The sequence below is a fragment of the Bradyrhizobium sp. URHC0002 genome, from assembly GCF_054059515.1.
On sequence record NZ_JBSSCF010000001.1, the window covers coordinates 6,880,810 to 6,906,501 of the forward strand.

Annotated in this window: 10 protein-coding genes; 7 read left to right on the plus strand and 3 right to left on the minus strand. The window is 66.4% G+C overall.

Going from position 1 to position 25,692, the window contains the following annotated elements:
- Positions 1-3: 3 nt before the first annotated feature.
- Positions 4-132 carry a hypothetical protein gene (locus ACVWVY_RS33645; protein ID WP_456630409.1) on the minus strand — a complete coding sequence of 43 codons (129 nt, stop codon included), beginning with the start codon at positions 130-132 and terminating at the stop codon, positions 4-6.
- On the opposite strand from ACVWVY_RS33645, the gene ACVWVY_RS33650 reads away from it, so the two are divergent.
- The gene (locus ACVWVY_RS33650) at positions 126-446 is read left to right on the plus strand and encodes an aminotransferase class III-fold pyridoxal phosphate-dependent enzyme (protein WP_456630410.1); all 321 of its coding nucleotides are present in this window, start codon (positions 126-128) and stop codon (positions 444-446) included. The two genes, ACVWVY_RS33645 and ACVWVY_RS33650, sit on opposite strands and share 7 nt — an antisense overlap.
- On the opposite strand, the gene ACVWVY_RS33655 is transcribed toward ACVWVY_RS33650, so the two are convergent.
- Positions 432-749 (minus strand): hypothetical protein, encoded by a 318-nt coding sequence (locus ACVWVY_RS33655; protein ID WP_456630411.1) that lies wholly within the window; start codon positions 747-749, stop codon positions 432-434. The two genes, ACVWVY_RS33650 and ACVWVY_RS33655, sit on opposite strands and share 15 nt — an antisense overlap.
- Positions 746-2,770 (minus strand): copper amine oxidase, encoded by a 2,025-nt coding sequence (locus ACVWVY_RS33660; protein ID WP_456630412.1) that lies wholly within the window; start codon positions 2,768-2,770, stop codon positions 746-748. Before ACVWVY_RS33660 ends, ACVWVY_RS33655 begins: the two co-directional genes overlap by 4 nt.
- A gap of 1,122 nt (positions 2,771-3,892) precedes the next feature.
- On the opposite strand from ACVWVY_RS33660, the gene ACVWVY_RS33665 reads away from it, so the two are divergent.
- From ACVWVY_RS33665 to ACVWVY_RS33690, 6 genes are read left to right on the plus strand one after another with little or no spacing between them, the layout of a single operon-like run.
- Positions 3,893-4,573, plus strand: coding sequence for a hypothetical protein (locus ACVWVY_RS33665; RefSeq protein ID WP_456630413.1), 681 nt, complete (start codon positions 3,893-3,895; stop codon positions 4,571-4,573).
- Positions 4,570-14,301, plus strand: coding sequence for a DUF6603 domain-containing protein (locus tag ACVWVY_RS33670; protein WP_456630414.1), 9,732 nt, complete (start codon positions 4,570-4,572; stop codon positions 14,299-14,301). The genes ACVWVY_RS33665 and ACVWVY_RS33670 overlap by 4 nt, the downstream gene beginning before the upstream one ends.
- A 1-nt stretch (position 14,302) precedes the next feature.
- Positions 14,303-16,336, plus strand: a complete 2,034-nt coding sequence (locus tag ACVWVY_RS33675) for a hypothetical protein (protein ID WP_456630415.1) — start codon at positions 14,303-14,305, stop codon at positions 16,334-16,336.
- Positions 16,336-17,322 (plus strand): hypothetical protein, encoded by a 987-nt coding sequence (locus ACVWVY_RS33680; protein ID WP_456630416.1) that lies wholly within the window; start codon positions 16,336-16,338, stop codon positions 17,320-17,322. The genes ACVWVY_RS33675 and ACVWVY_RS33680 overlap by 1 nt, the downstream gene beginning before the upstream one ends.
- Entirely contained in the window at positions 17,319-21,116 is a 3,798-nt protein-coding gene (locus ACVWVY_RS33685) for a hypothetical protein (RefSeq protein WP_456630417.1), read from the plus strand. The genes ACVWVY_RS33680 and ACVWVY_RS33685 overlap by 4 nt, the downstream gene beginning before the upstream one ends.
- 15 nt (positions 21,117-21,131) lie before the next feature.
- Positions 21,132-25,679 (plus strand): hypothetical protein, encoded by a 4,548-nt coding sequence (locus tag ACVWVY_RS33690; protein ID WP_456630418.1) that lies wholly within the window; start codon positions 21,132-21,134, stop codon positions 25,677-25,679.
- The last annotated feature ends 13 nt before the right edge of the window (positions 25,680-25,692 follow it).

A 25,692-nucleotide genomic window follows, 5' to 3' on the forward strand; every position in this document is an offset into this window, starting at 1 on the left:
AAATCAGCTGTTGCTAACGAAAAGACGATGCCGCTCCCACGCGTCGCACCGCGCGGTTCTGGGTTGGAGATCGCCCCCTCCATCCGCGACGAGAACCGCTCCCGTGACAAAGGACGCGTCGTCGGATGCCAAAAAGAGGCAGCAAGCGGCGTCGCGGCAAGGACCTCGCGGGCGCGCTTGCTCAGCTTAAAGCGCGCCATCCCAGCGTCGGCGACGTGCGCAGCAAGGGATTGATGGCCGCAATCGAGCTGGTTGTCGATCGCGACAGCAAGAGAGCTGCGGACAAGAAGACGATGGCGAAGGTCGCCGACGGCGCCTACGAGGCCGGTGTGATGGTCCGGGTGTCCGGCAACAACATCATCCTGTCGCCGCCCCTCATCCTTACATCGGAGGATGTGACGAAAATGGCCGAGGGGATCAGCGCCGGTCTCTCAGCGGCCAGCTAAGGCGCTCGCACAGGCGATGGCGCGCTCGAACAGCGCGCCGTTGGCACTGTCCTTGTCGAGGCAATCGGCGAGCGACGCCGGCGACATGGTCTGGTCGGCGCAGAAGATCCGCATGAAATCGGCCGCGAGCGCAATCTTGCGCGTGGCTGGTTGCCTCTCCCAGTCATGCGGACTGAGATAGAGCAAGGACGTTTCCTCGCTCGCGACGTCGGAAGAAGTCGCCGCGCCGCCAGCCGCCTCCTGTACCAGCAACGGCAGCAGAACGCATGCGACCGCGCCAATCCGATGCAGTCGGCCGGTCATTTCGCGCCCTTGGCATCGACGATCGGCGGCACGTCGAGCGCCGGATTGCGATCGAAGAAATTGAACGGGCGCAAGCGGAAACCATGCCACAGGCCCGGCATCACGGGCCAGTCCTCGGCACGGGGCACGTGCCGGAAACCGACCGTGTACCACATCACGAGGTCCCGATCCTCGATCGGGCGCTTGGCGGCAACCCATTTCGGCAAACCATCGACCTCCGCGTTCTGGTTGGGATAGAGTCCCGCGGCATATTTCTCGTCCCTGGCGTAGGCGGAAGCCCACAGCGTGTAGCCGCTGAAGCCGGCGCGAAGCTGGATCGGGTCGTCCTTGGCGAGCAAGGACACGTCGGAATGGCCGGGCATGAGCTGGTAGCTGGTGCGATAACCCAGCCGGTTGGTCTTGCCGGCGCTCTCGATCCTGAACTGGGCCGCATTCAATGGCGTGGTGACCGGTCCTTCGGTTGCGACCGGACGCGTCTCGACCTGCCACAGGCTTTTTCGCGGACCCTCGCCGCTCAACCGGCGAACGCCGAAGCGATCCTCAACCAGACGATTGCCGGTGCCATCGACATCCATGTCGATCCGAAACGTCATGTAGTGGTCGTGATTGACCGCGAGGAGCCATTCGTCGACCAGCGTTCCGTAGGCCGTATCCTGTGCCGCGGTCGGATCACCTAGGTTCCGGCTCGCCACGCCCTTGGTGGCGTCAATGCCGTACGCGCCGAGCTTCACGTCGATGTTGCCGGCGCGGTCGAACACATAGTCGACGAGATAATCGTAGTTGCCGACGACGGGCGCCATCCGCACGACAAGCTCGGTGTTCGGCCGCACCTCTGCGGTGTTGTTAGTCAGCTCGCTGTGGCGCCAGATCGGATCCCCGGTCGGCCGCTCGAAAACACACACCGCGCCCCTGGAGACCACAGGCGCTCCCTTGGAGTCCGAGATCGTCAGGTCGAGGAAATGCGCGTTGCCGGGACAATCCTCGCCCGGGCGCAACTCGCTCGACAGCACGCCAAAGCCGTATTCGCCGATGTCCATATAGGCGCGGAACTGCCATGTCTGCGCCGGATCCATATAGGGAACGAACATCTCGCTCGCCGAAAGCTGGTAAGCGATGTCGCGCTGGGTACCGCGATCGTCGTAGCGGATCAGCGACAGCACCGCGCCGACGCGCGGCTCCAGGCGAACGTGGAACGACCAGTTGTCCCAGCGGACCTGCCCACCCGCAACCGTCACGTTCGTGCCCTGCGGCGACGAAATCTCGACCGGCTTCGGCACGGCGCGATATTTTCCGGAATCGGCATAGGCATGCGACGGCGAATTCGCGGGCGGCGGCAACACGCCGAGATCAGTCACCGACACCACCTGCCGGGCGCTGAGGTCCACCAGCGCGATCAGGTTCTCGATCGGCTTTCCCCAAAGATTATTGCCGGCGCCTGTCGTATCGACGCAGGGCACATTCAGGAGCCGGTGGCCCTTGAGGGCGGGATCGAACACCGGGCCCACGGTAAGCGGAAGGCACAACACATTCCTGAAGTCCGTGATGCCGCGCTTGGCCATCGCGGCGATCCATCGTGGGTCGAGCTTTGGCAACTCGCCCGCGGACATCAGCTCATCGATGGTCAGTGCCGATTGCCGATCCCCGATCTCGTCCCAACTGGCCAGGCTCCGCGACTTGAGATCGAGCCGCGCCTCGTAGAGATGACCGTCGTTGAGTAGCGTCGCCACGGCCCGGCGCGCGAATGTCTGCCCCGGCCGCCACGCCCGAACCTCGTCCTTGCCGTTTTCATCCAGTGTGATGAACACGACGCGGGCGGCATCGCCGAATTTGCCGGCGCCACGGAGCACGTCGATGCCCGCGCGTATCTCGTCCGCGGTCAAGCCATCCATGGGATGTGTCGGCGCTGCCAACGGCGAGACTCTGGTCTCGGCACGCGATACGGCGGTGGAAGAGAGAATGCCTGCGATCAGACCGGCAAAGGCCAAACCATAATGCCCTGATGTTCGCAATTTCCGAGCCATGCGACCCTCCGCTATCGACCTGTATTCACCTTGCTTATAAAGATAGCGGCGGGATGAAACCACCAAGATCGCGTTCAACGAGGTGGGCGAATTTCAGCGTCGTGCGGTCCTCCAGATAGGGACCGACAACCTGATGCCTGCCGACAAGCCGTCCACCAGACGTCGTGGAGCAAGTGCCTCAATAGAACGTGAGCGGCATGATCAAATTGGACCAATCATCGAGCCTCGCTTCGGATGCTCCACACGCAAGGGCGTTTGAGTAGCAGCTGTCCCTGATCCACCTTTCGGCAAGGCTTTTCGTTGCCAAGAGCGCCCGTAGACCGGCAACGGAGAAAGCCTGCGCCTAATGTGAAGCAATTCATAGCGCAATCACAGAATGGAGCGATAATCGTCCTCAATCGCAGGAGGATGCCTCAATGCGCGGTCTTCTGGTCGTCGTGCTGGCTCTCGTATCCCAATGCGGCGATGCGTATGCTTGGGGAGATGAGGGTCACAAGATCGTTTGCGAAATCGCCTTTCGCTTGCACCAGCCGGATACAAGATCCGCGGTGGTTACGTGTTCAGAGTTGGGGCAGTCACAGGATGCTCCATGTATCACACGGTAACCGGACTGCCTCCGTGAACAAAACTGTCGTAAGGAAGCAAGAAGGCCAGCGTCCGGCTTGCCCGCATTCTCGATCGGCGTTTGGAAATTGACGACGAAGGCAGTTGTATGGACCAACAATGGTTTTCAACGATGCCTTATTCAGGCCGCGAGTCACGAATCGCGTAGAAGTTGAAGCAGATTCGGGTTAATCTCAGGTAGAGCTGCGGGTTCGGGAAGCGCGAACCCGTTGCTCGATACGATCACTGCGTCGGGCCTGATTTGCCCCGACACGTGGGCTGGTCTTGCGATAGCCCATGCAGCGCGGCGTCCTTTTTCGAGGTGCCCTGAAGCGTGTCTTTGGACGGCAGGGCACCCACGGCTTAATGGCTGGAAGGTGCGTGTTGGCAAAGTCGAAGCGGCCCGTGCCGGGCAGGAAAGATCGTTCGACGAAACGTGAGATTGCGCGGAAGTTGCCGCGGGTCCCCTCGCGCAAATCACAGCAAGTGGAATCTGCCGCCTCGAAACCTGCGAAAGGCTTGGCGTCGCGCGAACGAAAGATCGATGGGGCTGCCCCGCGCACGCTCCTTGATGACGCCCGCAAGGTTCTCGAGCGCTCCGGCTGGCAGAAGGCCCAACAGGAACAGCTCTCCCGCACCTGCAGCGAACTCGTCGCACGGCTGGGGAAGTCGTGCCCCGCGCTTAGTGTCGGCAGGCCGCTCAAGGCGAGCGAGGTGGCAGGCGAGATCGCCATCAAGCCGGAAGAGTTCCACGCCATTTTCCAGGCGGCCGCCGGCGCGGCGGCAACGCCGCGCGCCGTGTGGTCGGATGGCGGCAACGAACTGCTGGTCGAGATCGCGAAGATCGCGCTCAAGATCGAGGACGGCCTGGTGCATGTGCAGATACCGGTCGCCTGTGAGGAAGCCGGTCGGCAAACCATCATGGTGAGTTTCGCCACCGGCTCGGCCGCAAGCCCTGCCGGCCTTATCTTCGCCACCGATACGATCCCCGCAGGACCGCCAGAGATCGTCGAGATCTGGGGCGAGGCACTGGTATCGCTCGCCTGGACCGCGGTGTTGCGCGCGATGACAGCACTCGCCGATGCGGCGGGGGTCGACCAGGACGGCGCCGGACTGATTCCCGCCGGGCTCGAAGCCAGCGGCAGCGGAGTGAAGCTCCTTGTGATGGCCCGCCACGAGATGGATCGGGGGGGCAAATGAGCTTCGCCGCCTCCGACCTTGGCGATGTCGAGCAACTGGCGCACGCCATCGGTCTTGTCACCGACAGCGGCTTCAATGACGATTGGCTCTCCCGGCCCGGTCACTATCTGAGCTCTATCCTTGCCGAGGACGATCAGCGCGAAGCCCTGCTGCAAGTCGTCGACGAACTGCTCGGCGGCAGCGCTCGCGAGACCGATGCGCGGGGCCAGATCTGGCTGCCGCTGTTTGAGAGCCAGAGTCCGCCGGTTTCGTTCTTCGCCGTCGTCGACGATCAGCCCACCGATCACATGCGCATCGGGCTCGGTGTCAAGGTCCGTTCGCAGAGCCCGGAAGCGGCGGCGAGCCTGCACCTGCCGCTTTTCATGGCGGCCCGCGCCGGCCACAGCGTCGCCAATCCCATTCTCCTTGGCCAAGCCGGTGGCACCATCGACTTCACCTGTGACATTACCGTCTCCACCGCATCGCCGCCGCCCGGCGAGGCGCATCTGCGCGGCGTCGGCCTCATGCTGCAGGTACCGACCGATGGCACAGCGCCCGATTTCGGCATCGCGGTGCGCGGCCTGCGTCTGCCCGGCGCTACAGCGCCGCGCGACATCACGCTGTCGCTCGCCAATGTCGATGAGCTCGACGACATCGTCCTCGATCTCGCGTTGGGCCTGCTCGAGACGCAGGCCCGCCAGGCCGGCGGCGCGGTGCGTGCCTTCACCCGCCTCATCGGGCTCTCCGCCGGAACGCTGATCCCTGCCTTGCCACTCGATCAACTGGCCCAGCATGGCGTGAAGGCCATGGCTGATTGGGCGGTATCGGTGTTCCGTTCGGCTCCGGCGCGCGATGCCTGGCTTGGCGAACTCGCCATTCTCCTCCAGAACGGCGCGAGCGTGAATGCCGGCCGCGTCGAGTTGCCCTTTGGTATCGGCCGCGTGACGCTGTCGGTCGATGTCGCCGATGGCAATAGCGGCTTCCCGGCCATCACGCCGCTCCTCGGCATCGAGGCGAGTTCCGGCCAAGCCGTGGCGCGTCTCGAAGCGAAGCTCTTCCGCCTCGATCTCGGCACACGCAACGCGGTGGCCTTGCCGTCGCTCGATGCCCATGGCCTCTTTGGCCGCACCCCGGCGGGTGGCACGGCGCTTCTTGCCACATCCGATCTCGCCGTCGATGCCATTCGCTTCGGCCTGCGCCTCGATCAGAACCGTCGCCCGGCGGCGACGCTCGCGCTCCTCAATGTCAGGTTGGGTACGCACGCCCCCTATCCGGTGCTCGACCTCTCATCGCCCGGCGCCGTGATCGAGGCGGCGGGGCAGGTCATCGGCGAGGTGCTCGATCAAGTCCTGGGCGCGCTGGGACCGGCGCAGGCATCGCTACGCACGATCCTCGGTCTTTCCGTGCCCGCCGGCATTCCGGGATTGAACGCAACCGATATTGCGACCTTCCTGCGTGATCCGCTGGGAGCGGTGCGCGGCTACTGGCGTGAGCTCGTCCTCAATCACGCGGGTGGCGTTCCCCTGGTGCTGGAACCGCTGCGCGATCTCATCGCCGACAATTCTGATATCGCTACCGCCATCTCGGGCACCGGCACGCCAGCCGATCCCTGGACCATTGTGTTGGTCAACCCGCTCGTACTGCAAGCCTGGAAGGCGGCGGATGGCAACCGGCTCGAACTGGCGCTCGCCGCCGCGGGCAAGAATGAGAGCCTGGGATTAGGCTGCACCAGGATCGATGCGAGCCTCGCCTTGGGCCTGCTGTCGATCGATCTTGACGGCGGACCTGCTTCCTTCCTCACCTCGGTCACCGCCGATATCGCCGGCCGCGGCCGCGGCATTCGTCCGGCCGCCATCGAGGTGCCGCCTATCGGCCTGACCGCCGACAGCGTCGGCCTTACCGTGCGCTGGACACCGGCGGCGGGCCTCAAGATCGGTTTGAACGCCGCCCATCCGGCGATCGCGGTCAACGGCGTGGCGTTGCCCCTCGACATTCCCGATCTCTCTGCCGGGTTCGCCAGCTTTAGCCCGACGCAGTGGGACGCCGTCGAATTCGTTGCCGGCCGACTCGCCCTGATGACGCCCGCCTCCTGGGCCGTCGAATTCGTTGATGCTCTGGGGTGGCTTCCCTCGGTGCCGGGCGGCGCTGCGGCGGCTCATCGCCTTCGCCTTGCCGATCTCATCGCCGACCCGCAGGCGGCGATCCTCGCCTGGGCCAAGGATGTTCTCCTGCGCCAAGCCTCGCGCATCGAATACCTGTTGGCGCCGCTCGCCCGCGTTCTCACCGGCACCAACGTCACGCTCGGCCAGATCGATGGCAGCGGCCGGCCACATGACCCCTATCGCCTGCCGCTCTCGGCCATTCCTGGCACGCCCGCGCTCACCCTGTGGGTCGAGCCGGACGGACCGCCGTTGGAGTTCATTTCCGCCGTCACCCAGCAACTGCGCGAGTGGAATCCCGGCGAGCCAGGTCTGTCGCCCGGTGAGCTTGCCGAGACGATCAGCCGCGAGGCGCAAGCCGTTCCCGCGATCGCCGCCTTTATCGCCGGTCGCGCCGATCTTGGTGCAGGTTTTGGTGGTCTGATCGAACGCTGGACCAATACCGACGGCCGCATCCTGGCGCCGTCAAGCGATCCGCCGGGCGTGACGATGCATCTGGTGGATGCCGCCTACAACCGGCTTGCCACGCGCTTCGATCTCTCCGAGGCGCTCACGGCGCTTCCCGCCACCATCATTCATGTCGCCGTCGCCGGATCGCCGGCAGACGCGCCATGGACCAATGCACCGGCCAACCGCATCATCGACCTCACGACGCCTTCGCTCGTCCCTGGCGCCTTCGCGCTGCCCGCCGCCACGACCGGCGAATGGTTTGTGGCACTCGGCCCGCGCGCGGTCTGCCGCCTTGCTGCGGGCGATGTCGATGGCGTCGCCGGCCAAGCGGCGCGACTCGAGCGAATCCTCGAACCGTTCCGTCCGCTTGCCGGCGGCTTGGTGCTCATCGCCGAGGGTGGTGCTGGCCATGCCGCGCGCCGCGCCGCTCAGGCGGTTGCCGAAGTCACAGCACTCGTGACGCTCGGCACGGCCGCCGGTCCGGTGGCGTTTTCGGTTCTTGAGGCTGAACCGGCGGCGAGCACGCTGCGCCTCCTCAACGCGCTTATCCCAGGCGAGATCGACGAGGATCCCTTCGACGACGATCTGGCGCTCGGCCGCGATCTCGTGCGCGGACTCATCATGCTCGCCGATGCGGCGGCACTTGGCGATGAGTTGACGCCGCCCGCCGATCCGGTACCGGCACCGCGCGCCGGCCTCGACGTGCATGCGGTGTTCGGCCGCCTCACCGTGGCCGATATCAGCCGCGCCCTCACCGCCATTGTCGCGGCCGGCCTTAGCACCCGCGCCAATTCCCGCGCCGCGCTGCCGCTCAGTGTCACCGGTCTCGGCGCCGGCATCCATCTGCCTGTTTCGCTCGGCGCTACCGGTGTCACTGTCAGGGGGCATGCCGCGCTCGAATTCTTCGGCGCGGATCTCACCACTCCCGCTATCCGCGACCTGCGCCCGCTCCTGGTGCATCTCGAAATCCGTCGCGCCGATGGCTGGCTCGTCGGCGGGCCCGGTAGCAATTCCGGTCAGGACCTGCGCTGGCTCGAATTCAATCTCATGCTGCCGCTTGGCGGCGATGGGCCGTCGACCGCTGAAGTGATCCTGCATGAGCCGCGCATCTTCGACATCCGCCGCGACCGCTGGATCGTCCGTCCAGCCGGCTCGACAGCGCGCGGCGATGAAATCGTCACCTCCAACCTGCCGGAAGTCGGTGTGCTGCTCTCCGGCGCGGTGCGCGAATTGTCGCGCGATGCCGATCCCGAGATCGCCGCTGCCCTGACGCTTCTCGAAGTGGCCGGCGTCTACGCGCGTAGCGGAACGGCCGGCGGCTTCGTGGCGAGCGCCCTCGACAGCATCCTGCATCAGCCGGATGTGCATTTCCGTGGCCTCGTCTCGGCCGCCGCGACGCGCCAATCGCTGCAGGCGGCGCTCAACGCGGTCCTCGCGCCGATCTCCGGCCTCAGCCTCGACCTGGCCCAGCGCCGCGTCGACCTATCGCTCTCCGGCACGCCGGGAACGATTGGCCTCATGTCCTGGTCGCTGACCGCCTCCACCACCGCAGGCGGCTCGTTCGGCGGCGAACTGCGCCTGGGTGAGCCCGGCGCCTGCCTGCGTCTTAATCTCAGTCCTTTAACCGTCACCGTCGAGCGGCCGCGTCTCGGTCAGACAACGCCGGCGATCATCCAGGCATGGCCGACGCCCGATATCTCCCGCCTGATTGACGAACTGCCATCGATCCTCGTCGCGAGCGCCATTCGCATCGGTCTCGACGCCTTGCGCGAACTCGATCGCACCGCCAAACCACTCATCGATGCGGTGCTCGATGCCTTGGGTTTCCTCACCGGCACTGCGGGCGAGGAAACGCGCCAAGTGCGGGTGCCGCCTGCCCTCCTCTCCAATCCAGCCGGCTATCTCACGAGCTCCGCAGCTTTCGGCGCAGGCTCCGGCGCGCTCGCCTCGACGAAAGCGGTCGCCTTCCTCGATGCGCTGAAAACCTTGCTTGGCTTGAGCGGCGGTTCGGGCGAAATCCACCTCGCCAACGGCGCCACTCTCGCCGTCTCGGGCATCTCCGGCGCGCTGCGCATCGGCGTGACGCTAGACGGCGCTGCGCTTGCGACGCCTCCCGGCAACCCACCGCGCTTGCTTTTCGGCGGCACCATCGCCGTCGACATCGCCGGCAACGGCACATTGCGGCCCGCCGTGGACATCTTCGCCGGCCTCCCTGGCGCGGCGGCGGGACGGCAGGCCGCGCATCTCACCGTCACCGACACGGTACGCCTTTTCATTCGCCCCGCCGCTGGCAGCGACATCGGCCTCTATCCCGATCCACCCGGCCTCGGCAGCATCGCCAGCGCGGCGTTGCAAGTCCTACCCTTCGCCCTGGACGAAGTCGCCAAGCTCACCGCACCACCGGCCGGCGCGACAGCTGCGCGCATCGTCGGCGCCGTCGGCGACGCGCTCGATCTGCGCACCGCCAGCAAGTTCGATGGCGCGAAGCTCGAAGTCTGGGCTGCCAATCCCGCACAGCGCTTTGCCGACCGCCTGCCGTTGATCCTGCAATCGCTGCTAACCGAGCTTGCCACTGCCATCGCTCCCGCTCTGCCCGCCGGCATCACCATCGCTGCGCCTGCCAATCATCTGCTGCTCACCGCCGGGCCAGTTGCCCTCGATTTCGCCACCTCGCCCTTCCACGTCGAGCTACAGGTCAATGCCGCCGCCGTGCCCTTCGCCGGAAATATCGCGGCCACGATCGCCTTCGACACGACTGGTTTAAAGTCATTCACCGGGATGGCCGGCCCCGCGGCGATTCCGGTGAACGGCATCGATCTTCACCCGTTCATCGCCTTCGCCGCCGGCAGCAATCCGCTGGGCGGAGCCCGTCTCGAGGCCGGCACCGCTTTGGATGCGGCCGGCAGCGACCGCGTCTTTGCCCGCTGGAACACCACTGCGGGAACCTTCGCGCTCGTCGCCAAGGATGCGGCAGCCGAGTCGAGCGATCCCGAGGACGTGGCGCTGGCGCTCGTCCGCTTCGCTCTCGATCTTGTGGCACGCTTCGCCTTCGCCACGCAGGCAGTGAGCGACATCCTCGAAACCGGCGTGCCGAACACCACGCAGCCCAACACCAAGATCAAGACGCTGTTCGAAGGCGTATTCCTTCAGTCCGGCGTCAATCCACCGGCGCTCGATCCCGGACTTTTCGATCCGGACCGGTTGCTTCGACGCTTCATGCAGCTCCTGCGCAATGTGGGCGCGGCCGGACCGTCGATCGATGTCGGCGGCGGCATCGCCATCGGCGCGCGACTCGACGGAAACCTCGTCAAGCTCACACTGGGCGTCAATGGCCGCATTGACATCGTGACGGGCGATATCGGCGTGGCGCTCGAAGCCGACTCGCGCTGGATCCTCGGCGCGCCGCCGGCCGGGCTAACCATCGGCTTCCTCGACATCGGCGGCACGAACCCGGTGTTCAAGCCGTCGCTTTTGGTCGACGGCATCGGATTGCGCGTCCACCGTTCATCCGGCCCGCTGCTCGACAGCGTCTTCAAGCTCGGCTCGGTCGCGGCGCATTTCTATGCCGACATCTCGGAGGCACAATTCTCGGGCGGCGTTCAGCTGCAACTGAGTGAACTCGCGGTCGGCGCCGGCGGCGCCGGTGGCGGCGGCAACGCGGTGGCACAGGGCATCATGGGTGACACCGGCTCAGGGGCCAACGCGCTCGCCCCCGCCTTCAGCCCGGCGCTCGCGGTACAGAAGCACGGCAGCGGCCCGGTCCTCGTGTCGCTGCGCGCCGGCGAGGGCGACGGGCCGTGGTGGCTATCGATCCAGAAGGGCTTTGGTCCGCTTTATGTCGAGCAGGTGGGCTTCGGCGTCACCGTGCGCCAGGATCAACTTGAAAAGATTTCAGTCCTCTTCGATGGCCGCGTGTCGATTGCCGGCCTCGTCGCCGCCGTCGACGATCTGCAGATTACCTTCACCGTCTCCTCGGGGGCTTCGCTCTTCGATGCCTCGCGCTGGGCCGTCGATCTGGCCGGTCTCGCCGTCAGCGCCGATATCGGCGGCGTCACGCTGAGCGGCGGCCTGCGTAAATTCGGCAGCGAGCCGAACATCGAATATGTCGGAATGCTGATGGCACGGGTCGCCACCTATGGTCTGTCGATATATGGCGGCTATGGCACCGGTGTCACAGACGGCGCGCGTTTCAGCGCCTTCTTCGCCTTCGGCGCCGTCACCGGCCCGATCGGCGGCCCGCCCGCCTTCTTCGTCACCGGCATCGGCGGCGGCTTCGGTATCAACCGCGACCTGATCTTTCCAGAGAGCCTCCAGACCTTCGCCGATTTCGTGATGATCAAGGCGCTCGACCCTGCGGCTTCGGCGAGCCCCGATCCGATGCAGGAGCTGCTCAAGGTCAGGAACACCTTCCCGATGCGCCGCGACCGCTTCTGGCTTGCCGCCGGCTTGAGCTTCACCAGTTTCGCGCTGGTCGATGGCGTGGCGGTGGTCGCCGTCTCCTTCGGTGGCGGTTTCGAGCTAACCCTGCTCGGCCTCGCCCGCATGGCGCTGCCGCGTCCGCAGCTTCGCCTCGTCTCGATCGAACTGGGCCTCATCGCCCGCTTCTCGACGCGCGACGGCGTCATGTGGATCCAAGCCGAGCTGACCGAAAACTCTTGGCTCTTGCATGAGTCGGTGCGTCTCACCGGCGGCTTCGCTTACGTGATGTGGTTCGCCGGCGAGCATGCCGGCGAGTTTGTGCTGACACTCGGCGGCTATCACCCGAACTTCCACCGCGACGGCTACCCGCAAGTGCCCCGCCTGGGTTTCCGCTGGCAGGCGACACCCTTCATCTCGGTCAAGGGCGAGAACTATTTTGCGCTGACCTCGGAGGCGCTGATGGCGGGCGGCGCGCTCGAAGCCTCGGCCAAGCTCGGCCCCGCCTGGGCCAATATTTCCTTTGCCGCCAATGTCATCATCTATTTCGATCCCTTCCGTTATGAGGGCGATGCCCATGCCCGCATCTCGGCCGGCGTCACCATCGACCTGTGGCTCGGCGAGATCACCATCAGGGTGCATTTGGGTGCCCGCATCGTCGTCGCCGGTCCTGATTTCCACGGCTCGGTGACTTTCGAAATCGGCCCCGTCGACCTGACCGTGCGCTTCGGCGGCTCCGACCAGAACCGTTTCGAGCCGATTTCCTGGGATGCCTTCGTCACCAAATATCTCGAGGCCGATAGCCCCGGCGTCGCCCGCCTGCTGACCTCGCTCCCCGGCAAGGGCGCCATCGCTCCCGGCACTGGTGCCAATGGCGAAGAGAAAGGCCCCGCCGACGGCTCGCCCGCCAAGCCCTTCGAGGTCTTCAGCGAATTCGAGCTCAATGTCGCCACCATCGCGCCGGCCAACCGGCTGATCGCCGGGCCCGAGACGCGCGACGTGGCACCGAGCAGCATCCTGGGGCTTGCCCCCGTCGGCGCCGCAAGCATGTCGTCGATCATCACGCTGCGCCTCCACCCCAAGGGCAATCCCGGCGACGATCGCATCGGTACGCTGCGCCTCGCCTCGACTACGGCCGGCTCCTTCCCGATCGGTGCCTGGGGCCCGGTGCAGCCGCGCGAGGACAAGAAGATTCCTGAAGGCGAGGTCATCGACGCGTTGAACGGCGCCCTCTTCGTCGCCGAGGCACAGCTCCAGCAGACCATCCCATCCGAGATCGACTACAATCAGGTCGAAGCCGGCCCGCGCCATCCACTGCCCTTCGTCACCGAGAAAGACGACCGCTCGCGCGTTTTGACCGGCGCCAAGAAGCTCACCGATCTCCTGCCGCCAAATCCGTCAGCGGAGAAAATCTACACGACCGCCGCGCCTTGGCTCGCCGATGCCGGCAACACGCCAGTGGCGCTCGCCGCGCTCAAGGGCGACCGCGCCGCCCCGCCGCGCCTCGGCACCTTGGGCGAGCGCCTTGCCGAGCAGACACCGGCGAAGTCGGTCGAGCTCACCAGGGCCGATCCCCCGAAGGAGGTCGATCGTTCGGTGAAGGCGCCGCGCGCCGTTGGCATCCTGGCGCCTCTGGCGCGCCGCGAGGTGAAGCTGCGCCGCACGAGCGTGAAAGATAAGGAGCTGCCACGAAGCCTGCCGCCCACCATGCGCGAGGCAGATGGGATGCTGACCGCGGGTCTTCCCGCCAAGCTCCTGCGCGTCGCGACGCGCGCCGGCCTGAGCCGGGGCACCCTGCTCGCCAATCGCGGGGTGCCACTCACTCTTCAGGGCCGCATGGCGCCCGCGGCTTCCACCGGACGCGGTGTTGACGCCGTGGCACTCGAACGTCTCAAGGCGTTGAGTGCGGGCCTCGCAAGCGTCCGCGCAACAGCTGACTCCCAGATCGCCCCAGGCACGGTCGCCATCCTGGCGATGCCCAATGCCCGGCGCGACAGCGGTTACGCGCGCCGTCCCTCGCTTCAGTTCAAAGGCGACGCCCGCGTCGCCATGCTGGGCGCCGGCGGCGCCATCCTCTCGGATGTCACCAAGGAAAGTGGTGCCGAGCTGATCCCGCAGGGCACCGAGCGTATTGCCGTCTGGGCGTCGCCCTCCGATCCCGCCGCGACCATTTCAGGTCTTGCCGGATGGCATGCCGGCCAGAGCCTTGCCTATATCGGCTGGTCCACGAGCCTGTGCGCTGGCGGCTCCGTTTACTCAGAAGCCGCCAAGATGACCCGCGGTCCCGAATCCTTCACCACCGGCTGGATCGCCGCCAAGGAATTCCTCGCCGATTCGCGCCTCGTCACGACGCGCTTCACCAATCCGGCCCAAACGCTCGTCATCATGCTTGACGAGATCGCCGGCGAGCCCGCCGATTTCTCGCTCTCGCTCAGAGGCACCAAGATCGCCAGCGACGCCACGGGCGACGAGAAGCCCCCGATTCTCCTCTCGCAAGGCGCGCGTCGCCTTCTCGTCTATGCGCTCATGCCGGGCGACACCGGCTTCACCGTTGAAATCCTGCGCGAAGGCGCGGTCGCCGTCGCCGGCGTCATGGCATCGCCCGCCGCGGCAGCCACGACGGCGGCGCAGTTGACGGAGGAATCGGCCGAAACATTGCTCGACCCGCCGCTCGCCAATCCGGGTGACGGCGTCACTTTGCGTTTCGTCCAGGGAAGGCGTTGACATGGTAAGCCGCGGAAAGTTTGTTCTCCACAGCCGCGCGGTACCGCCGCTCACCGCCGGCGACTACGTGCTCGCCGGCACCCATGCGATCGATGCCGGCGGCAACCGCCCGACCGCGCCGCACGAGGCCAATATCCGCGTCACCTCGGCCCGCTTCAAGCTGCCGCCCGACCAGATCCTGTCCGTCTTTCCGCCCGCCAATTCGGAAGGCGCCTACGAGTCGCGGCTACCGCAGATCGTCATCAAGCGCCGCGCGCTGCCCTGGGAGCGCGCCCCCGATCCCGCCGACAGATCCATTCCCTGGATGGCGCTCGTCGTCATCGCCGAGGGCGAGGGCGAGATTTCGGCCGAGGCACCGGTCGACCAATGCGTCACGGCGGGCGTCAAGCTCGACGGGCCGAACGACGTGGCGCGCGGCATCTTTCTCGCCGTGCCACAATCGACCGTCACCAAGGTCTTCCCAAGCAAGCAGGATCTCCATCTCCTCGCCCATGTCCGCGAGGTCGATCTCGAGGATACCGAACTCGCGGTCGGCGACGATGACGGTTTCCTTGCCGTCATCATGGCGAACCGCCTGCCGCAATACGATCGTATCGCCTGCAAGCCGGTGCGATACACCGCCTGCCTCATCAATCTTGAGGGTCAGCTCGATGCGCTGCCGCCGCCGACCCCGCCGGTGCTGCAATACTTCGCCCTTGCCGAAGTCTTCGACATCCGCGCCCACTACGCGGCACCCCAGACCGGCGGCTCACCTGACATCGCCGTCATGGCGTCGCGGCCGAGCGCTGTCGCCGCGGCGCATTTCCCCGCCGTCGCTTCCACGGCGGTATCGGCCGGCTCAACCGCCTCGGTAAAGTTGCCCGACATCCGCCAGGCCAAGATCGCCGCGCCGAGCCCCGGCGTGGCGAATGAATGGATGACGACACCGCAGAAGATCGAGAACGTGGCCCTCACCACCGCCTCCGCGGATGCCGCCTTCGCCGTGCGCGATGCCATGAAGGTCGGCTTCCGCCTGCCCATCGAAGGGATCGTGCTGGAGAAGGTCTATCGCTTCCCCATCCTCGCCCATTGGTCCTTCACCTGCGATGGCGGCGGATCATTCGAATCGCTGATGCGCGGCCTCGATGTCGGCCTGCTTGGCACGCTCCCTGCCGAGGCAGCGCAGAAAAAACGTCCCGACTGCGCGCCGCCGCCCGCCGGTACGGCACCGCCCGCAGCACCCCTGCCCCGCCCCACACCGGAAGTCGCCGAGACGGGCCATGTCGGCCTCGCCCATGTGACCCGTGCCGGCGACCAGGTGCGCGCCTGGTATCGCGGCCCCTTCGTGCCCTCGCCGACGACGCGCAAGGTGGCGACAACGCCGCAAGGCCCGGCACTTGCCCATGCCAGCGATCAGTTGCGCGCCGTCGTGCCGGATGGCCGCGAGGACCTGTCGCTCGCCGTCGCCTTCGAGATTGGCCGCCTTCTCGCCCTGTCGCGGCCGGCGTTCGTCAGTGCCCTGATGAAATGGCGGCGCGAGCAGTTCGGCGCCGAGCGGGCCCGCCGCCTCGCCAAGGTCGCCGCCCAATCGATCGACAAGCTCGGCGGCATCCTGAAAGGCGGCGTGGTCGCGACGCTCGGCCCCCTCATCGGCCGCACGCTGGTACTCGAGACCGCCGCCAAGACCCAAAGCGTGCTCGGCCCCATTCGGCCCAGCGTCGATCCCGGCCGGCCCATCGAGTTTCTTGGCGGCAGCATGCCGGAGATGCTTGCCGCCGGCCTCGCCATCGACGCCGGCGTGCTCACCGAATTGCAGCGCACCGGCTCAACGCGGCGGCTCGATCCGATCGCCGTGCCGACCGGCGGCGACTTGGGCCAGGCGGGCCAGTTCGGCCATCTTGCTGCTCATCTCAACGACGAGGTCCAGCGCATCGCCACCGACACGATCGGCTCCAAGCCGCGCCGCCCCGGCGCCCGCGCCGCCGCCGCGCGCGAGCCCGATGCGCTCGATGAGATCATCGCCGACTTGGCGGCCAAGCGGAGGGAGACCCGCTGATGCCTGTCAAATATTTCGAAGCCGCGACCGTCATCGCCGAGATCAAGGCGATGTCGTTCGAGTACAAGGCGGTGGTCAGCGAGCGCGACCAGGATGCCGGCAAGGACTGCATCACGCCGCTCGCGGTGCGCGATTGGCTGGCGCGGCTGCGTCTCCTCGAAGGCGTGCCGTTCAACACGATCGTCGCCGACTCCGAGCTGCTCCCCAAGGAATCGATCCGCTTCTTCTATCTCGATCGCGCCTGGACCGACGCACTCGTGCAAGGCGCGCTCAGCGTCGGTACCGTCAACAGCGGCGACCGGGCGCAGCTCCAGACGCTTTATCCCGCCATCTGCGACGAGATCGATGCGCAGGAGCGGCTGGTGCGGCTCCCCGGCAGCGAGGCACTGCAGCTCGGCCAAGCGGCGCAGATCACCGGCATGTTGCTGCGCTCGCGCGCCGTCTCGGGTTGGCCGGCGCTCCAGGTCCGTGCCTATCGCCGCGAAGTCGGCAATGATGAGGACATCATCCCCGAGTCCAATCCCGACCGGCTCAAGCTCCTGCGGCTCGAGCGGCTCGCCCCCGCTGTGCTGCTGGCGCTCTTCGACGGTGTGCCGGAGGTCGTTCACATCGAGGAGCCGCGCCAGGGCGTGCAGTTCGGCGTCAAACTGGCGCCGCAGGGCGACGGCAATAGTTTCAGCGCCACGGTGCGCGCCCGCGACATCTTCACCGCCAAGGATGTCGAGCCGAAAAAGAACATGCCGGTCTCCTTCCGCGGCGGCGCGCCCGGCGTCATCGACCTCAAGCGGACTCTCGATACCTTCCACAACGAGGCCTCGGTCCATAGCGGCGCCGAGTTCGCCCTCCAGATGATCCGCTTCCCCTATCGCCAGGTGTTCGGCGACCCCGACAGTCCTAATTCGACGGAAAAGCAGGATGTCTTCCGGCCGACCGCCGCCTTCAACCTCGCTGGCCTCTTCGCCAAGTTCAAGGACAGGTTTCCGTGAGCCCACCCATCGACCCCAAGACCGTCAAGGAATTGTTGACCGATCCGCGCTGGTCGGCGCTGACGCGCGCCGATGAGCCGTTGATCTCCATCGCCCGCTGGGACCGCCAATTGATGCGCCGTCCCCGCGTGCTGGTACCGATCGACGTTCAGGCGCTCTACGTGCCGGCGAACGGCGATGAAGCCTTCGTCCGCCTGCCTTTCGCCGTGACGACGCCGGATGGTGCGCCACCCGATCCGATGCCGACGCCCTTCGACAAGGGCGAGAAACGGCCGGCCGGCGTTCACCTCCATTGGGCCATGCCGGACTCGCTCCTGAGCGGCGAGATGACTGACCGCAATCCAGGCGCCGACAACCGTCTCTCGCTGCCCTCCCTGCCCGATCGCTGGGTCGTGCTCCGTCTCCTGATCCCGCGCGGCGGTCAGCGCGCCACGGTGACCGGATGGGTCATCGAAGCCGACACGACGAAAGTCACGGCACTCACCGATTGGCCCAATCCGGAGGGGGCAAAGCCACCGACGGGCAAGACCATCGCACCCGCATTGCTTACCGGCACAGCTGGCGGCACGCTCAATTGGAGCGGTGTCTACGATGCCGTCGCCAGTCGCTTCGCGCTCTACGATCCCCTGAGCGACCTGCCGGCCGAAGGCGTGCTTGGCGACTTCGCCACCTATCTCGTCTGCGGCTGGTGGTCGGAGCCAAGCCGCGATCCGCTCGATGTCGCGACAAGCAATGCCGGTTTGCAGGCCAAGCTCGACAAGCTGCGCTGGCGTCTCACCGACGATCTCGATGATCGCGGTGGCCATGACAAGCGGCGGGAGGCCAAGCTTGCCAAGCAAAGCGCTGTCGCGCTGACCTCGCAGCCGCGCCACAAGGCCTTCGCCTTCGATGCCGCAAGCTCTGTGGCGAACGTCGAGTCGGGAGCGGCGGCAGCGATCGGCGGCCTTTTCGCCGAGACCGCAGCGCAGCTCGGCGGCGCCGTGGCGCGCGAACCCTATTCATCGCTTCTCCATGGCGTCGTCCATGGCGTGCCGGTCGCGGGTGGCGTCATCGCGGACCAGCGGCCTTCGGCTGATGAGATCACGCTTGCCTGCGGCAAGCATGTCGACGATGTCGCGTCGATCTTCGCCGCCGCCGGTCTGGCGATCGCCAAGCCCGAGGATCGCCGCGATGTCGAACGCCTGATCGCCGGCTTCACCCACGATCTTCTCTCGGGCATGGCGACGAGCAACGGCCTTCTCGCCATCGAGGAGGCCGAGTGTGCATCGGCCTTCTCTTCGCGCCCCGGCGAGCCCGGCCCGCCCGAGCGCGTCTTCGCGGCGGGGAGCGGCGATGAACTGCGTGGCACCCGCGCCCACCGCACTGGCAAGGCCGGCAAGCGCCCGGAGAAATTCGCAGGCGACCTCAAGACCGAGCTCTTCTGGTCGAAGAGCCGCAAGGCGAAGGTCAACTCCTTCGACACCGACACTCTGCGCTTCGCACGCGAGCAGGTGGACGTTGACAATGGCCCAAAGGAGCCGCCTGCGGCGCGCCTCATCGCGCGGCCGACACCGCGCTATTTCGAACCGCTTGAGCCGATGCTGGCGATTCGCGGAGCCAAGCGCAGCCTGCGACATCGCTTCGACCGCCACCGCTCGCCTGATGGCCGCCTGCAGTGCCGATGGCCGGCCCAGGTCTCGAATGAGTTCAAAGGTCTGGCGAGGGGCGCCGATTTCGTCGCACCGTTCCCTGCTGGCGGCCTGCCGCCCGAAGTCGTCCGCCTCGTCCACAATGCGATGGTGCTCGATCCCTATATCGCCCCTTGGCGGGCCGACACGGCGGCCAAAACCGGCAACTTCGATCCCGGCGCCGTGAAGAACCGCATGTTCGCGGAGACGGCGCTGCGCTTCAAGAAGGACGGCAGCTTCAGCCCCGCCGGCATCACGACGGGCGGCGAGCTCAAGGACTCGCCCTATCGCGACGCCGTTGTCGCCCAGAGCCTCAATCGCTTCAGCATCGTCGCCGGCGTCGATTCCGATCCGGTCGGCGTCACCGCCTGGTCGCAGCCCTGGGTGCCGCTGTGGCTCGAATGGGAAGTCGAACTCGATACCACCGATCGGCTCGACGGCTGGAAGCTCGGCGCCGTCGACCTCGAAGCCGATACGCCGCCGGGCGGCACGGCGAGGAAAATCGCCGGCCGAAGCCCGCTCCATACCGGCGTCGCCGCGACGCTCGGCAACGCCATCAGCGATTGGCTGAAAGCGGAGGACGAGCGCGACAAGACCAATCAGGGCGAGGTCGATGAGGAGGTCGAGAAGCAACTCGCCCGTATCGCCGGCTCCGTACTCGGTATCGACATCCTGGCCGCGAGCTTCGACAGCCTGCACGACCAGCTTCTCGGCCTGCCCGTCGGTCCCTACGGCGTCCTTCAGCCGCGCGTCGGTGACGACATCGTCAAGCCGACGCCGGTCAGTGTCCCGGAACTTCTCCTGTCGGGCCGATTGCGTGTGACGCGGGCTCGCATCGTCGACGCTTTCGGCCGCACCCTCGACCTTCCCGCGGAGAAGGTGATGTATCCGGCGCGCGACATCGTCGATGAGAAAGCCGCGACGCTCCGCCCACGTCTCCTGCGCCCGGCCCGCTGGCTGTTCCGTCTGGTCGATCCCGGCGATCTCACGGCGACGTCGCGTGAGGCGACGATCGATCAGGTCGAGCCGACGCTCATGGTCAATCCGGTCGCCGGTTTCCTCCTGCCCGATCATATCGACGAGGCACTCGAAGTCTTCGATGCCGCCGGCAATTCCCTGGGCCAGCTCTTCCACGAGCCGATCGGCGGCGGCGTGACCTGGGAGATCGCGCCCGACCGCGACGGGCCGCCCGATGCCGGCCCGCTGCATGGCCTTGCCCCGTCGCAACAGCTCCTCGGTCTCATATCGGCGGCGGTGGTGGCGAAGGATGCCGAAACGCGCAGTGGCCGTGCCGCGAATACCGAGGAAGAAAGCACCCTCTCGGCGCTGTTGCGCGCCATCGACACGACGCTCTGGACCGTCGACACCTTTGCTGTGCTCGGCGCCTCGAATGTCGCCGGGCTGGTTGGCCGGCCGATCGCCGTCGTCCGCGCCACCTTGCGCCTCGACATCGCAGGCGACATCGGCGAACTGAACTTCGTCAACGTTGCCCAGCAGGCGGCGCGCCAAGCCGCCTATGACGCGCTTGCCGACCGCGCCTTCCCGGTGCGTCTCGGCGAGCTCACCCGCGATGATGACGGCGTCCTCGGCTTCTTCGTCGATGACGACTTCAGCCGTTTCCACATCGTCGACAAGGTGGTGCGCGACTCGGCCCCCGATGCCGGCCGGGGCCGCGGCCAGCTCGGCATTCTCGGTTCCTCGCCACCCGATCTCGCGGTGCGGCCGATCACCCATCCCTACATCGTCGCGGAAGACGAGCTCCTGGTGCGACCGGGACAGGTGGTGCGCTTGACGCTCCTCATGCATCCGGGCGGCCGATGCCACCTCACCTCCGGTATCCTGCCGCGCAAATCGCTGCAGCTGTCGCGCGACTGGATTCATGCCGGCCTCGCGGCAATCGCGCCCTCGGCCCGGATCGGCCCGGTGCTGATTGACAGCGACAAGGTGCGCCTCCCCCTCATCGCCTCCTTCGGCGCCGAGCAGCTGTGGACCAGGCGCGTGGGCACCTACAGCTGGAAAAACGATCCGATCCTTGCTGCCACCCAGACGGCGCTCCTGCCCGACGCGCCCGCCACCGTCGAGGAGGGCTACGTTCGCATCGCGCCCGTGAAGGGCGCCGAGAGTTGAGAGGGGAGCCGCTCCATGGCGCGCTATGACTGGCCAGGTTCGCCGCCGCCTTCCGAGGATGACAAACTCGGCCTGCGCAACAGTCATGCCCAGCGATTGTGGAACAATGTCGCCGACGGGCTGTTGCGGGAAGCTCAAAGCGGCCTCTACGCGGCGCTCGCCGCCCTCGCGGAAGCCGGCGTCAGCGAAGCGGAGCTCGATCGCAAGCGATGGCTCCCAATCGGGCCTTCGGCCATTGTCGGCGGCCGGCCGCGCGGGAAGCCGCGCCAGACAGGGCGCGTGCGCGATCTGAAATTCGCAGCCAATCCCGACGGCAGCCTGCGCGTCTATGCGGCGAGCGCCAATGGTGGCGTGTGGTTCAGCCGCGACAGCGGCCAAAGCTGGTCGCCGCTCGGCGGCATGGCGACGACGCCCGACCGCGATGCGCGCGGCCGCTCCGGCAATTCATCGGTGATCGGCTGCCTGCATGTCGAATTCGGCGCCAATGCCGATGCCGACACGATCTATGCCGGCACCGGCGAGCCGGTGAAACAGCACTATGGCGATGCGGCCGAAGATGCAGCCCCCGGCGGCAAGAGCGGCGGCATCGGCATCCTGAAGCTGGCGCGGCCGGTGAGCGCCGTGCTCGCCGATCCAAGCGGCGACCATTGGCAGCGCGAAGCGCCTAACCTCACCGGCGCCGGTATCTACCGGATTGTGCGCGATCCCGACCCGGCCCATCCGGAGACCTTGGTTGCCTCCACCACCTTCGGTCTGTTCAAACGCCAGGGAGCTTTTGCCCGCGACGCCAATTGGCAGCGCGTCACCATCGCGCCTTTCAACGTCGAGAATACCGACCGGGTCTTCGCCACCGACGCGGTCTGGGTGCCGGCGGCGACGCTTCCCGTTGCCGCACCAGCACGACTCTTTGTCGGCCTGGTCAATCTCGGCGACACGAACCGCGAAACCGCGGTTTATGTCTGCGAGAATCTCGACACCGGTCCGTTCGACAAGATCGCCCTGCCGGGTTACGCCGGCCGCCGGCGCATTGCGCTTGCCGCCGTGATGCCGCGCCCCGCCCGGCCGGACGAGCACCCGCGCGTGACCTATGTGCTGAGCGGCAAGGCGATGGTGCCGCGGCTGTGGCGGATAGACGGGACTGTGGCGCGCCGGGTTCGTGACATGCCGCCGACCCTCTTTGGCGAAGACGACGATGGCGATCAGTCATGGTACGACATGGCAATCGACACCGACGCCAGCGATCATCGCCGCATTTTCTTCGGTGGCAAGGCAGTGGGGCGCGGCGCCGCGCTGTTCCGTTGCCGCGTTCTCGGCGATCCCGCCGCCGACGATCTCGAAGTCGATTTCGATCCCTCCAATGACGACTCGCCCGGCGACGACTCGACACATGTCGGTGTCGGTGTTCACGAGGATGTTCACACCGTGCGTGTTTCGGCGGACGGCCAGCATGTCTGGGTCGGCTGCGACGGCGGCGTCTTTCGTTCGAGCGAGCGCGGCGGACCCGCAACCTTCGAGGCACGCAACACCGGGCTCGCGGTGGCGCAATCAGGATACGTCGCCTCGCACCCGGCCCATGCTGGTCCGGTCGCCTCGGGAACCCAGGATAACGGCGTCATCAGCCGAGTCAGCGATACCATCTGGGAATACCGGCCGTGGGGCAATGACGGCGGCGGCGTCGTTTTCCATCCGCAGCCCGCCCGCGCCGCGTTCCTCGCCGGCCAGTACACGAAGGCTTCGTGGAGCGGCAACGGCACCTTCGATCCGCCGGTCGAGCGCGAGGCGCTGCGGACACGCGACTACCGCTTTGAGAATACCCGGAGCAACTACTACTCCAGCGCGGCGACCGCTCCCGGCGCCATCGCCGAAAAGGCGCGGCTCGCCATTGGCACCTTCCGCCTCTGGCTCACCGACGACTGGGACCCGCTGGCGCCTCGTCCGCCCCTGATGGCCTGGCGCAGCCTGCCGAGTGCCAGCGACCCCTATGCCGGTGCCTCGCCCAACAAGGATCAGGATCAGCTCGAACGGCATTCTGGCAACATCATCTCGGTCAAGTGGCTTGATCCCGGGGTTGTCAATGGCACCACGTTCCGCAATTCGAAGCTCCTCGTCCTCCACGAGCGCGCCATCGCGCTCATCTACCAGGTCGACGGCGTCGACCGCTGGAAGCGCGATCTCCTGACCGGCGATGAGAAGGAATCGAAACGGCTCACCAAGGACTCGGACATTCCGGCCAATGGCGCACCGAGCAAGAAACTTCCATGGCTCGGCGCCTGGTCCGACATCGCCGTGCATCGCGCCACCAAGGCAGATGACGCAAGCTTCAAGGGCTCGTTCTACGTCGCCACCACCGGTCATTCGAAACTCACCAATACCGGCTTCAGCGAGTCGCCCCGCATGGATACGCTGTGGTGGTACGATGGCCGCGGCAAGTTCTACCCGACCGGCCTGCGCAACGAAGGTAACAAGGCGCCTGCCTTCGCTGTGATCTGCGATCCCGAGAACGCCGATTTCGTCTATGTCGGCACCGCCATGGGCGTGTGGCGTGGCACCTTCACCCAGGTGGGCAACGCCGCGCCAGCCTGGACATGGACGATGTTCTCGATCGGCCTGCCAGAAGTCGTGGTGCAGGATTTGTCGTTCCACTGGAATCCTGCCGCCCCCAATGGCGGCCTCAAGCTCCTGCGCGCCGCCACCGAGGCGAGAGGCGTCTGGGAGGTCGATCTCAGCGCCAATCCGGCCTCCGTCGGCAAGTCTTTCCTGCGCGTCCATCCGCTCGATACGCGCCACATCCTGCCGACGAGCCTCGCCAATCTCACCGACGACAAGACGGCGCCGCCGCCCGACTATCCGCGCTGCCTCAGTCCCGACATCGCCATCATCGATGGCCTCGCACCAGGAGCAGCGCCGACCGAGGCGGATTTCGTCGCGCTGCCCCGCCACAACGAGATCGACACGGGTCCCGTAGGCAGCCGCGTCAAGGTCCAGCAGGTGACCGTCGGCCGCCACGCCGCCCATGTCTTGGCGCACCACCGACACAGCAACCCATTGCCCGCCGCCGATTGCAAGATCGTGCTGCTGAAGCGGCGGCTCACGCCCGCCGAGGGCGATGGCGGCGGCATTGCGCTTTCGGCGGCATGGAAAACCGCCGTCGTCAATCTCCTTGTCAATGGCCAGAACGTGACGCTCGACAACCGCTGGAAGAATGTGAGCGCCAGCGAGGCGAGCACCCCGGTTAACAACGCCGTCACGGCGGCTGCCGCCATCCGCAATCCTTCCGCGCCTGTCGATGCCCGCATGCCGCGCGCCGCCACCTTCCAGCTAGAGCTCAGCGGCACATCTTTCGGTCAGCGCTATCTGCTCCTCGCCATCATGACGACTTCGCGCGATCCTTTGCAGGCGGCGGAACTTGGCGGCGCCACTGTTGCCGACATCGTGCTCAATTCGCGTCATGTCTGCGCCCGCACGCTGCAAGTGGCGCCGGTCAGTGCCGTCTTCGCCCATGTGCTGCGCGAGCATCTCGACCGGACGACCGGCACCATCAAGACCGAGACCGTGCCAGCGACGCCCGACGAGCTCGACAACAATTTCTATAATGCCGGGCGGGCGGGGACGGTGACGAACGAGCCGCTTCAGACGGCGCTCGAAGAAGTGCTTAACCGGCCAGCCTTCCGGCGATTCCGCGCCGATATCGCGGTGTCGCTCGCCGATCTTTCCGGCGCCGCCAACAAATTGGCGCCGCGCTATGCCGGCTTTAACGACCGGATGAATTTCTACGCCGCCAGCACCGGCAAGGTGCCCGGCATGCTCGCCGCTTATCAGCTACGCGCCGATACGCGCGATGTCCTCGCCAACACGCCGACCATCACCAGCTTCGCCGAGCTCGAGACCGAAATGCGCCGACGTTGGGTCCAGTTCGGCATTGCCCCGCCCCACCATCCGGATTTCGCCAATGTTCTCGAATGGCAGCCGGGCGCGCCGCCCACGGTGGATCTCAATCCCGAACTTCTCAACCGCTTCAGGCATATCTCGGTCGGCAACGAGAATGGCTCGACGGCCATCGTGCTGATGAAGTTTCCGTTCATCGCCTCGACGGTTCTCGCCCACGGACTATTCAGCCCGGTGGACCGCACTGGCCTGTGGTGCCGCGCATCCTATGGCGGCATCACCTATGGCGGCGGGCCGATGAGCATCGATGCCTGGTCGGCGCGCGACAATCCATTCCCCGAGACACCCTCGAACTCGGTGAGTGCAGCACAGATCACCCAGTTCATGATTCTCGCGGCGCAAGGCCGGGTCATCGATCGCGAAACCTCGCGCGCCATCCTGCGCCATCTCGATACCGGCGGTTGCTATTCTGACGAAGTGGAGCCGATTGGGCAGGGGCTCGAGACAATTGGAGACGTTTCGGTGAAATGCGGCTACTTTGGCGACGTCTCGCACGACCCCGTGTATTTCAAGGCGACCACCGGCCCCCGGGAATTCGTCTGCACACTGCTGACCCGCAACAACCGGAAGGCCATAGCGCGCGCCCTATTTACCGAGCTGATCGCACAGTTGCCCTGACGCTCCTTATAGA

Excerpts from the sequence above, each read along its gene's own strand:
- ACVWVY_RS33670 (WP_456630414.1), top strand. The coding sequence starts at position 4,570 with ATGAGCTTCGCCGCCTCCGACCTTGGCGATGTCGAGCAACTGGCGCAC.
- ACVWVY_RS33650 (WP_456630410.1), top strand. The coding sequence starts at position 126 with ATGCCAAAAAGAGGCAGCAAGCGGCGTCGCGGCAAGGACCTCGCGGGC.
- ACVWVY_RS33690 (WP_456630418.1), top strand. The coding sequence starts at position 21,132 with ATGGCGCGCTATGACTGGCCAGGTTCGCCGCCGCCTTCCGAGGATGAC.
- ACVWVY_RS33660 (WP_456630412.1), bottom strand. The coding sequence starts at position 2,770 with ATGGCTCGGAAATTGCGAACATCAGGGCATTATGGTTTGGCCTTTGCC.
- ACVWVY_RS33675 (WP_456630415.1), top strand. The coding sequence starts at position 14,303 with ATGGTAAGCCGCGGAAAGTTTGTTCTCCACAGCCGCGCGGTACCGCCG.
- ACVWVY_RS33655 (WP_456630411.1), bottom strand. The coding sequence starts at position 749 with ATGACCGGCCGACTGCATCGGATTGGCGCGGTCGCATGCGTTCTGCTG.
- ACVWVY_RS33680 (WP_456630416.1), top strand. The coding sequence starts at position 16,336 with ATGCCTGTCAAATATTTCGAAGCCGCGACCGTCATCGCCGAGATCAAG.